Origin of the sequence: Kitasatospora sp. NPDC092039, from assembly GCF_044756065.1 — a bacterium.
GTDB lineage: Bacteria > Actinomycetota > Actinomycetes > Streptomycetales > Streptomycetaceae > Kitasatospora.
This window is the reverse complement of the sequence record NZ_JBIVSD010000044.1, coordinates 1-10,212: the sequence shown is the minus strand read 5'-3', so window position 1 is coordinate 10,212 and position 10,212 is coordinate 1. Positions and strand designations below refer to the sequence as shown.

Annotated in this window: 8 protein-coding genes and 1 pseudogene; 8 read left to right on the top strand and 1 reads right to left on the bottom strand. The window is 73.4% G+C overall.

All coding sequences use genetic code 11. The features are described from left to right. The first annotated feature begins 175 nt into the window (after window positions 1–175). The 5 genes from ACIQI7_RS38650 (at window position 176) to ACIQI7_RS38630 (ending at window position 5,362) form a co-directional block, all read left to right on the top strand. Entirely contained in the window at window positions 176–1,273 is a 1,098-nt protein-coding gene (locus ACIQI7_RS38650; protein ID WP_401119487.1) for a hypothetical protein, read from the top strand. 96 nt (window positions 1,274–1,369) lie between these two features. After that, window positions 1,370–1,744, top strand: coding sequence for a hypothetical protein (locus tag ACIQI7_RS38645; RefSeq protein ID WP_401119485.1), 375 nt, complete (start codon window positions 1,370–1,372; stop codon window positions 1,742–1,744). 690 nt (window positions 1,745–2,434) lie between these two features. Continuing rightward, window positions 2,435–4,108 carry a replication protein gene (locus ACIQI7_RS38640; RefSeq protein WP_401119482.1) on the top strand — a complete coding sequence of 558 codons (1,674 nt, stop codon included), beginning with the start codon at window positions 2,435–2,437 and terminating at the stop codon, window positions 4,106–4,108. A 139-nt stretch (window positions 4,109–4,247) separates the two neighbouring features. Continuing rightward, window positions 4,248–4,496: a hypothetical protein gene (locus ACIQI7_RS38635; RefSeq protein WP_401119480.1), complete on the top strand. Its 249-nt coding sequence runs from the start codon at window positions 4,248–4,250 to the stop codon at window positions 4,494–4,496. Window positions 4,497–5,041: 545 nt separating this feature from the next. Then, the gene (locus ACIQI7_RS38630; protein ID WP_401119477.1) at window positions 5,042–5,362 is read left to right on the top strand and encodes a hypothetical protein; all 321 of its coding nucleotides are present in this window, start codon (window positions 5,042–5,044) and stop codon (window positions 5,360–5,362) included. 771 nt (window positions 5,363–6,133) lie between these two features. Here the strand turns inward: ACIQI7_RS38630 and ACIQI7_RS38625 are convergent. After that, the gene (locus ACIQI7_RS38625) at window positions 6,134–6,841 is read right to left on the bottom strand and encodes a GntR family transcriptional regulator (RefSeq protein WP_401119475.1); all 708 of its coding nucleotides are present in this window, start codon (window positions 6,839–6,841) and stop codon (window positions 6,134–6,136) included. A gap of 174 nt (window positions 6,842–7,015) precedes the next feature. On the opposite strand from ACIQI7_RS38625, the gene traA reads away from it, so the two are divergent. The 3 genes and pseudogenes from traA to ACIQI7_RS38610 all read left to right on the top strand — a co-directional run. Next, a complete protein-coding gene (traA, locus tag ACIQI7_RS38620; protein WP_401119472.1) occupies window positions 7,016–7,561 on the top strand; it encodes a plasmid transfer protein TraA in 546 nt (181 codons plus the stop codon). A 21-nt stretch (window positions 7,562–7,582) separates the two neighbouring features. Then, a complete protein-coding gene (locus ACIQI7_RS38615; protein WP_401119469.1) occupies window positions 7,583–9,610 on the top strand; it encodes a sporulation protein SsgA in 2,028 nt (675 codons plus the stop codon). A gap of 176 nt (window positions 9,611–9,786) precedes the next feature. Continuing rightward, window positions 9,787–10,212, top strand: a pseudogene (locus ACIQI7_RS38610) (hypothetical protein); the annotation flags it as partial.

The following is a 10,212-nucleotide window of genomic DNA, read 5'->3' as shown; positions in this document are numbered from 1 at the left end:
GAGTCGCCGCGCTCGCGGCCGGCGCCGCTGCCGGACTCCCCCTGCTCCTCCTCGCCGGGGTCGCCATCGCGGCCGCCGTCGGCCGACACGGCCGCTCCGACGCGGGCGGCGTGTCGGTGATGCAGACCGTGACGCAGACCGTCACCCAGACCATCCAGATCGGGAAGTGACCGCCATGCAGAAGCGCACCCTGAGCAAGGGCACTCGCGCCGTCTTCGCCGCGCTGTTCGCCATCTGCGCCGCCGTTGGCACGGCAGGAGCGGTCGGGACCTACGCCAACGCCAAGGCCGCACTGGGCTCCGACACGGCTGTCGGCGTCGTCGCCGGGGGCGAGGGCGCGATCCTGGTCCTCGGTCTCACGATGCTCGGCCTGACCCTCATCCAGCGCCCGTACCCGGCCGCGATGCGCCTTGGCCTGGTCGGCATCCCGGTCGTCGCGGCCGGCGCCGGGATCCTGATCGCCGACACGACCGCCCAGCGGGTGGCCTACGGCGTGTCCCCGCTGGCCATGACGGCGGCCGCCGAGCTGGCGGGCCTGCTCGCCCGCTCGATCGTCGTCCACCGAACCGGAGTCGACGCCGAGGGCGACCGCCGCACCGGCGACGCCCTCCGGCTGGTCGAGTACCACCGGGCCCGCGCCGAGCGGCACCCCGTCGAGCGGGTCCGCCGGCGCTCCGAGCGGGCCGCCTGGCGCCTCGCCCGACGGCTCGGCGCGGGCGACGCGCGGCTCGGCACGGCCCTGCCGGACGCCTACGCCGAGCGGACCGCCGCCGCCGCCGTCTCTGCCCTCGACGCCCTGTACGGCCGGAACCCGGTCCCGGTCGAGCCCGCCGCCGACACGGCCGCGTCGCCCACCCCGGAGCCCGTGTCGGCGACCCCGGCCGCCCCCGTCGAGATCGCCGCCCCGGCACCGGAGCCGACCCCGGAGATCGCTCCCGAGCCGGAGCCGGAGCCGCTCCCGGTGCACGAGCCGGAACCGGAGACCGGCCCCGAGCCGGAGGTCGAAACCCCGGCCGACCCGGCCGACACGGCACCCGACACGGCCGTGTCGCCCGCCCCGGGCGCCCCGCTGTCCGACGTCGAGCTGGACGTCGTGGTCCACATGATCCGCACCGAGACCGACCCGCCCCGCAGCCTCCGCGCGATGGAGGCCCGTTTCCGCGAGCTGGGCTACGTCGCCGGTGCCGCCCGGCTCCGCCAGGCGTGGGACCGCGTCACCGCCGCCCCCGCCGACCAGCTCCCCGGCCAGACGTCGATCACCGACCTCGACTGACCCGCCCGGGCCACCAGGGTCGCCTCCACCGCCCGCCGGTGGAGACGGCCCCGGCCGCCCGGCCGACACGGATCGACACGCCACGGAGGAACCCCCGTGCTGTTCGAGACTCACACCCCCGCCACCCCGCCCACCGCCGACCCGCTCGCCGCGACCCCGACCTGGATGACCGTCATGGACCGTGCGGGCCGCACCTGCGAGTGCACCGGCGCCTGCGGCAGCCGACACGGCCGCTCGGGACTGCGCTGCGACACCCGACACGGCCAGTACCTCAAGGGCCACCGCGGTCCGGTCCGACTCGCCGTCGGCCAGCCCGACCTGACCGACCGTGAAGCCGCGGCCCTTCCGCCGGCCGACCTCCGAGCCTGGTGCCCGGCCTGCTGGCGCGGCACCGACCGCCGCCGCCGAGCCGCCCGCGCCGCGCTCGCCGCCCACCGCGACACGGCCGACACGGCCGACACGCTGTTCTGACCCGCAGTACGGCAAAGGCCCGGACCGTCACGGTCCGGGCCTCGCTCAGATCTCACACGCCCTAGCGGCGCGTACGGCCCATGCACCCTGTCGAGTGAGGCAGGATCAGGGATCAACAAGTCCAGAAACGGCTGAAGGCCCGGGAGTTTCTCAGGCGCCCGGACCTTCGCGTAGCCGAACCTCGTCAGCCTTCACACCTCCGAGGTCCTGTTGTCCAGCGTACGAGAGAGCTCCACCCCCGCGCCACCGCTACCCGGCGAGTCGCCGACCAGCGTGGCGCGTCCTGCTGTCCAAGCGCGCCCCACCGCCACCCGAACCCGCCTCCCCAAGCGCCCGAAGTGCCCGATGTGCCGCAAATCGGTCAAGATCACGCCGGGCAAGGTCGCCGCCACCTACTGCTCGGCGACCTGCCGCCAGCGGGCCAAGCGGATCACCGCGAACGACCCGAAAATGTCACGGGTTGAAGCCCCCGTTTCCGCAGGTCAGACCCCATTTTCTGACGCGGAATCGCGCCTAGGTAAAGGGTTGACAGAGTTTTCCGAGAGCGGGGTGGGCGGGCAGGAGGAGGGGACGGCTGCTCGGGTCGCGGGGGAGAGCCCGAGAGGGGGGAACCCCCTCTCGGAGGCACCCGCCACAACGGCGGGGAAGCCGCGCACTCCGGCCCCGGTCCGCCGCTGGCAGGGCCGGAAGGTGCTCAACAAGCTCTCCGCCATCGGCGCCTGTGCGGGCTGCGGCGTCCGGGTCCTCGACCCCGACACCGGCGTGATCCACGCCCGGTCCACCAAGGGCTACGCGGTGACGATCGGCCTGGTCCGCTGCGGGCGGATCTGGTTCTGCCCGGAGTGCTCGGCGTCGATCCGCCGGGGCCGGACTGAGGAGCTGATGACCGCCGCGCTCCGCCACCTGGCGGCCGGGGGGACGCTGGCGGTGGTCACGCTGACCGCCCGCCACAACCACACGACCGAGCTGGCCCGGCTCTCGGACGCGCTGTGGGGCGCCCCGATGCTCGACAAGGCCGGGGCCCCGGTGCTCGATAAGTCGGGCAGGCCCCGCCGGGTTCCCGGGGCCTACCAGCGGATGCTGACCGACCCGGCGTTCTACGGGCGGCCCGAGGCGATCAACCGCTGGACCCGCAAGGACGGCACCGAGTGCGCCTCGGTCCGGCCGGCCGAAGACGGCATCCGGCACCGGATCGGCTACATCGGCATGGCCCGAGCCTCGGAGGTCACCCGCAGCCAGAAGAACGGCTGGCACCCGCACATGGGCTGCCTGGCCTTCCTGGGTGCCACGGTCGAGGGCACCCCGGCCAACGGCAGCCTGGTCGAGGACGGCTACTTCGAGCCGACCGAGGAGGACCTGACCGCCTGGGAGGACTGGCTGCGGGCCGACTGGGCGGAGACGCTGCGGCAGGCCGACCCGAAGTTCAAGCCGTCCACCGAGTGCAACGAGGTCGGCTGCAAGTGCCAGGGCAAGGGCCACGGCGTGATGATCCAGATCATCAAGTCGCCGGACGCGAAGGCGCTGATCGAGTACCTGACCAAGGTGCAGGACGGGAAGCCCGAGACCGAGACGAACCGGCCGTCGGCGGACGACGTGCGGGCGGACCTGGACGCCACCAAGGGGGCCGCGCTGGAGACCGTGAACGCCTCCAGCAAGACCGGCCGGGGCCGCCGGAGCATGACGCCGTTCCAGATGCTCTACCGGCTGTGGGACATCGAGGTGGCCGGGACCGACCCGCGCCAGGCCGAGGGCTACGGCCGGGTCGCCCAGCTCCGGGCCTGGTGGGCGGAGTACGAGGCGGCGATGGCCGGTCGCCGGGCAATCGAGTGGACCCGCGGCTTGCGCCGGCACCTCGGCATGACCGGCGACGACTCCGAGGAACGCGACCTCCAGTACGTCTACGAGCAGCAGCAGCCGGACGACCTGACCGGCGGCGTCGTCATGACGCCGGACGCCCACGCGACCGTGACCAAGGCCGACGCCGAGATGGACGTGCGGGCGATCGTGGAGGCCGAGGCGTACGACTCGGCGGCCGACCTGGTGGCCGGGCTCGGCGGGCGCCGCAGCCACGTCCGGGTGGCCACCGGCGAGGAGCTGGCCGAGGTCAAGGAAGCGCTGTACGCCCGGGTGCTGGCCCGCCGCGAAGAACTCGACCGGCAGGCCAAGGACGCCGACCGCGACGCCGACCGGGCCGAGGCCAAGCACGAGCGGCGGCGACAGCGCCAGGACGCCGAACGCCAGCGCGCGAAGCTCGACGCCCACACCACCGAGCGGGATGCCTTCCTCGCCGCCGTCCGGGCCAACAACGCCGCCCGCCAGGACGAGATCGCCGAGTCGATGGCGCGGTTCCGGGGCACCGCCTGACGCGCCAACGCCAAGGCCCCGACCGTGCTCGGTCGGGGCCTCGCTCCGTCCCGGCCGGGGTGGGCGCCGGGGCAAAACTGGTATCAGTTTGCACTAACTCGCTCCGCCGTTTCAGGCGGTAGATGCCGGTAGCGAGTTAGTGCTTACTGTTCCAATAAGCGGCAGCCGGGCCGGTGCCGAGGGGGCGGCGGCGGGGCGGCTCGACGTGCTCCTGGTGGTCGTCGACGACGTGCAGCTGCTCGACGGCGGCCGCGGCTTCGACGGGGAGTCGGCGGGCGCCGGCCGTTCCAAGCTCGACGGCCTGGTGCTCGTCGTCGGCGACGTCGCGGCGGTACAGCGGGCGGCGGTGAGGGGTGCTCATCCCAGGACCGTACCGGCTGTCACGTGACCGTCACGTGACAGCCGGTACGCCTGTCACGTGACGCTGCGGGCGGGCCTGTCGGCCGGGCGCGCGGGCACCTGGGAGTCTGGCCGGATGGACGACACGACGACGGGCGGACTGCCCGAGCGGACATGCCCGGGCTGCGGGCAGCGCTTCGATGCGCCGGTGGGGAGCCGTCGCCAGTACTGCCGGCGCTCCTGTCGCCAGCGGGCGTACGAGGCTCGGCAGATCGAAGCCGCCGTCGAGCGCGCTCGGGCGGTACTTCAGGCCCCGGAACCCCCCACGGCCGGGCCGCGCCCGGCTCCGCCTCGGCGGGCCGACCGGCCCCGGCGGGCTTCCCAGATCACCATGGCGGACGTCCTCACGCACGCACGATCCCTGCGGGCCGAGACCTCGCCGAACACCAAAAAGGCCGCCCGGTAGGGCGGCCGTATCGTCAGCGAAGTGACGATACCTTAGCACTCAGAATGATCTTGATCGGTTTGAGCGGGACCAAGATCGCCGTAATGCCAGAGGTGCGACCAACCACGTGCCGCGTCGTTGGGCACGGCATGACGTACGTATCCGCGGCTTCCGCGCAGTCGATCCTGAACGACCCGATGGTCGGCTCCGGCGTCCGGGAGTTGGCCCGGGCCTACCTGGAGCTGCTGGCGGACATGGACCGGGTGTGCGCGCTCGGCGAGCGGTGGATGGAAGGCGGCCCCGAGACCAAGCCGTACGGCCGGCGCCTGTTCGACGCCGTCAACGACGAGGAGGAGGACGACGTCGACGGCATCGCGCCGGACGACGTCGCCGACGAGGACCAGGGCGTCGCGGAGGTCGGTGCCGAGCGTCCGGCTCTCGCCCTGGTCACTCAAGTGCATGAGGTGTGACCGTCCTCGATCTTGGATTCCCTATCACGTGATAGGGCTGCCGTCGGATCCGTGATGCAAGGGTGTGTCGCCCAAATTCATCATCATCACGTTGCGGAACGACCGGTCGACGGAGGCCAAGGTGCGCGCGCGTCGTGCGCGCACGCGAGGGACCGGTCCCCGAGCGTCGACCAGTACGTGAACCTGATGACGTACGGCACGCGATCCGGCGGTCGTCGGTGAGTCAGGCCGGGCTCGATCCGGGCCACCAGGAGTCGGCCGGGATTGGACCCGTGGTTCGTCGGGGCGCCGGCCTTTCCGCACTCGATCGGCCATCGGCCCTGACCCCATGGGGGGGCCGTGGCGGGACTCCCCGGTGGGCGGCAGTCGTAGACCGAGCGCGCCGTCCGGGGGCCCCGACCATCTCGCCGGGCGTGCACGGTCCGCACGCGGCCGGTGAGGGGCCTCCGGGCGGTGTGCTAGCCCTTGGGTGCCGTCCGCCGGGGAGTCCCGCCATACGGTCCACGCCCACCCCGACGCACGCCGCACCCTCGATCCGGCCCCCCGACTCCCCGGAGGTGGCCGGGGGTCCGGCGGGCGGAGCCCCCGGGATCGGTGACCGGCGCTCATGCACCCTCCGGCGGCAGGGACCGGGTGAGCCGGGGCGGAGACAGGAGGCGGCCCGGGCCGGGCCGCCGGAGGGCTTGATCCAGTAGAGAAAGTTGTAACAGCAGTGCGCCCCCGCTCCGAAGATCGGAACGGGGGCGCCGGGTGGGGCCGGTGGAGCTGGCGTCACAGCGGGGTGGTCCAGCGCAGGACGGTGGAGCCGTGGGCCACCTTCACCGCGACCTCGACGATCCGGCCGTCCGAGAGCCAGGCGGTTCGAACGACCTGGGTCACGACGGTGGAGCCGGTGAGACCGAGCGCTTCCAGCTCCTGCACGGTGGCGAGGCGCGAGGTGACCTCCTCCAGCACCCGCGACTGGGGGGAGCCCAGCCGTTCGGCTGCCAGCTCACGCGACCCGCCGGTGGAGACGGCCTCGGTCAGCTCGGGAGTGGCCGCAATGACGTAGGCCGGGTAGTACGAGCTGGACATGTGGGTCGGCACGCCGTTCCTGCTGACGACCCGGCGGCGGACGTGCACGGGGCTGCCCGGCTCGATCTCCAGACGGGCGGCCACGACTTCATCGGCGCCGACCGTCCCGATCTCGACGATGCGGGAGCTCTCCTCCTTGGCCAGGGCCCGCCCGGTCGAGGCCCAGGTGCGCACGCGGGTCGCGACGTTCGAGCTGCCAGGGTCGGCGACCACGGTCCCGCCGCCGGTCGTGGCCTTGGTCAGGCCGTTCTCCCGCAGCACCCGAAACGACCTGCTGGCCGTCTGCTGCGCGACGCCCCACTCCTGCATGACCTCTCGCTGCGTCGGCAGCCGGTCCCCGGGAGCCAGCTCTCCCGACTCGATCAGCCTGGTGTAGTGCGCCGCAATCTCGGCATATCCGGCCATCGGTCCCTCCTCTCGATGCCGCGGCTGGTCTACCGCGCTACCTACGACGGTAGACCACGAGGCGCGTGCATCACTAGGGGGTAGTGCAAATCCGTGTTTTGGTCTACCGTCGGTGATGCAAGCAGCCCCCGGGCAACCGCCTGGAGGGCTCGGCCTCGCCATGGGGAGACCACAGTGGTCGACACGACGAAGAACAGCACCGCTGGCACCGGCACGGCGGCCGGCACGGCGAACGTCGGCAACGGGATGGGGGTCGGGGCGACCTTCGCTCCGGGGTTCGCGGCGAAGTTCGCGCCGACGCTGAACGTGAACGTGGGCAGCAACAACCAGCAGGGTGGCGGGGGCGGCGGGCAGCAGCAGGGTAGCGGCGGTGGCTCGCACTTCCTGCTCGGTGAGCCGGTCTTCGACAGCACCGAGGACGTCCGGATGTACTGCAACACGGTGCGGGCGGCGATGACGCAGATGGCGATCGAGCTGGCCATCGCCGGAAAGATCCTGGAGGCCCGGCTGGCGCAGGCCGCGTCCGCCCCGGGCGACCACATCGGCGCCGCCCGCCTGCGGGCCCGCCGCGTCGCCGGGAAGCTCAAGCGGACCTCGGACGCGCTGACCAGCGGCGCGAAGAACGCGGTCGCCGCCCACGCCGCGCTGCAGCGCGAGTACTCGGACCTGATCCAGCCGCGCCCGCAGCGCACGGCGACCACCAGCCCCTTCAAGTTCTAGGCCCGGAAGGGGATCAGGCTCATGTCCGAGAAGACCACCCAGCACGAGCAGCACGAGCAGCGGCTCAACTCCGGCTCCGGCGCGAAGGTCGGCGCCTGGCTGGCCCACCGCAGCAAGCCGTACCTCCCGGCCTGGATCGGCACGGCGGGCGTCGGGGTGGCCGGGGTCGCGGCGAACATCGCGTGGGAGGGCTCGGCGGCGGCCGCCGTCGGTCTGACGCTCTCCTCCGGTGCGCTGACCGCCGCGTCCTGGTGGGCCGGATCGGGCATGAGCAAGGCCCGCCGCGTCCACCTCGCGGTGACCACCGGCATCGCAACCGCGTGGATCACCGGGGCGGCACTGGCGGGCCCGACGGCCGGGCCGCTGCCCGACGCCTACCTGATGGGCGGCCCGGTCGTCGCCCTCTCCTGGAACGTCCGTCAGCTCACCCGGGGCGGCGACAAGCAGGACGGCGGCGAGCGTGACGCCAGCCTGCTGGAGAAGGTCGGCCTGGCCAAGGCCAAGCTGGGCCTGGCCAAGGTCGAGCCGAACCGGGTCACCGTGCCGATCGCCCTGCCGGCCGGAGAGCTGACCAACCAGGACGTCACCAAGGCGATGCCGCTGCTGGCCTCCGCCCTCGACGTCCCGCCGTCCGCGATCCGCTTCCAGCCGGACCCGGACTCGGCCAGGCGCGGGGTGTTCGTGATCGTCCCGACCGACATGCTCAAGGACCCGACCCGCTGGCCCGGCCCGTCGGCCCCCGGCGACTCGATCGCAGCCCCGCTGCGGATCGGCGTCTACGACGACGGGTCCGCCCTGCTGCTGCCGCTGCTGGACGCCATCCACCTCCTGATCATGGGGATGACCGGCTCAGGCAAGACGGAGGGAGCCCTGGACGTCCTGCTGGAGGTCCTGACCCGCTGCGACGTCACGGTCTGGCTGTCCGACGCGGCCAAGGCCGGGCAGGACTTCATGCCGCTCGCCCCGGCCATCGACTGGCCGGCGTTCGACATGCCGTCGACCATGGCCATGGCCGCCGCCGTGCAGGCCGCCATTCCCGCCCGGACGAAGTGGCTGCGCGACCACGGCTACCGGGCCTGGGAGCCCGCCGCCGCCCAGCGCCAGACCAGCAAGGACCACTCCTGCAAGAAGCTCAAGGCCTGCGGCTGCGAGGGCCTGCCGTACCTCCTCGCCTGGTTCGAGGAGGCCGCGAAGGTGCTCCGGGAGATGGGCGAGGACACCTTCACCGGCATCGCCCAGGAGGCCCGCTCGGCGGGCGTCTCCCTGGTCATCTCCATGCAGCGCGCCTCCGGCTACCAGCTCTCCACCGACACCCGCGCCTCGCTCCCCGCGGCTCTGTGCTTCGGGGTGAAGGGCGACGACGCCCAGTTCGCGCTGCCGGAGGAGGTGCTCGACGCGGGCGCCAACCCGGCGGCCTGGGGCAACAAGCGCAAGGGCTACGTCTACGCCGTGTCGGCCGGCATCGACGAGGACATGCACGCGAACCCGGCCCGCACCTACTGGACCGGCACGGCCGCCGACTACGTCGAGCTCGCCGAGTGGGTGGTCGGCACGTTCGCCGCTGTCCGGCGCCCGACCGACCCGATCACCGCCGCCGCTGCCGAGCACGCGGCCGGCACCTACTTCACCGACCGTCAGGCCCGCGCGGGCCTCGACCCCGACCAGCAGACGGAGAACTCCGTGTATCTGCCCGCCCAGCAGCCCGCCGACGACGACCAGGACGGCGGCGGCATCCCCGTCGACCCCGAGGACGAGGGCATCGACCCGACCGCCGAGATCCCCCCGGCCGACGGCGACCCGGTCGCCCTCCCGCCGCTCAAGCTCAGCCCGGAGGAGGCCCGGGAGATGCTGCTGACGATCGTGGAGACGCTGGCGAGCATCGCCCCCGGCACGGTCGCGGTGAAGGACCTCGCCCCGTACCTGAGCCAGATCACCCGCGACCGGTCGTGGGTCTCCAAGGAGATGAAGCGGATGGCCGAGGAGGGGCGCCTGGCCCCCACCGGCACCGACGGCGTCTACCGCCTCGTGCCGGTCCTGGCCGGGTCGTAGGACCGCCTGCACAGCCGCACACCCCGCACAGCCTCACAGCGCGAATCCCCACATCACGCGGGGTGTGAAGGGGGCCGCACAGCCCCCGCACACCCCGCCGCACACCGGCCCGCACACCCCGACGCAGAGAGCCGCCCCGAGGCAACGGGACGGCTCCAGAGCCCACGGAGGCACCCGTGAACACTCCCCAGTATCGGCCCCCGATCGACACCGCCGACCTCCTCGCCGCCCTGATTCCGGACACCCCGGCCGGGCTCGCCCCCGCCCCCGCCCCGACCGCCGTTCCGGCCCCCGCCGCCCCGGCCGCCCCGATGACGGTCGCGTACCTGCCGAGCGGCCAGCCGGTCTACGTCCCGGTCCCGATCCCGACCAACCTCCCCGCGGCTCCGGCCGGCACCCCGGCCGGGCCGCTCGTACCGCGCTGGGCGGTCGGCACGGCCGTCGCCTCTGTCGGCATCGGCGCGGGCACCTGGATGCTCGGCGCCGCGGCCGGACTCCTCGCCGACGGAGTCGCCGCGCTCGCGGCCGGCGCCGCTGCCGGACTCCCCCTGCTCCTCCTCGCCGGGGTCGCCATCGCGGCCGCCGTCGGCCGACACGGCCGC